Origin of the sequence: Microbispora sp. CL1-1, from assembly GCF_012034195.1 — a bacterium.
Lineage (GTDB): Bacteria > Actinomycetota > Actinomycetes > Streptosporangiales > Streptosporangiaceae > Microbispora.
Window position 1 is genome coordinate 1 of the sequence record NZ_JAATEK010000242.1, and the last position, 286, is coordinate 286.

The 286-nt window shown below is 63.6% G+C and carries 1 protein-coding gene; it reads right to left on the bottom strand.

Annotated features, from left to right (window positions below; all coding sequences use genetic code 11):
• Positions 1 to 286 (bottom strand): hypothetical protein (locus HCK04_RS40765; protein ID WP_168066738.1); only part of this gene is annotated, 286 nt, incomplete at both ends.

A 286-nucleotide genomic window follows, 5' to 3' on the forward strand; every position in this document is an offset into this window, starting at 1 on the left:
TATCCGGCTTGTGTAAAACCGCGGCCCTGTGCCGTACACGCAGTCCGAATAGTCGCGCCCGTCCTCGCAGAACTCCGGCTCGTCGGTAACGCCGCCGGAGGCCCGATCAGAGGTGGTGAACACGATCCGCGCGGTCGGGCTCGAGCCGGGAACGTTGATGTTATGGCCGTAGCTCACCGCGGACACGTTGACGGCCCTGTCGTACTCCGGGTCGCACCTGCTGTCGTAGTCCAGCGCGACCGTGCAGTAGCCGTCTTCTTCCTTGTCGTAGGAGTAGTCGATCACG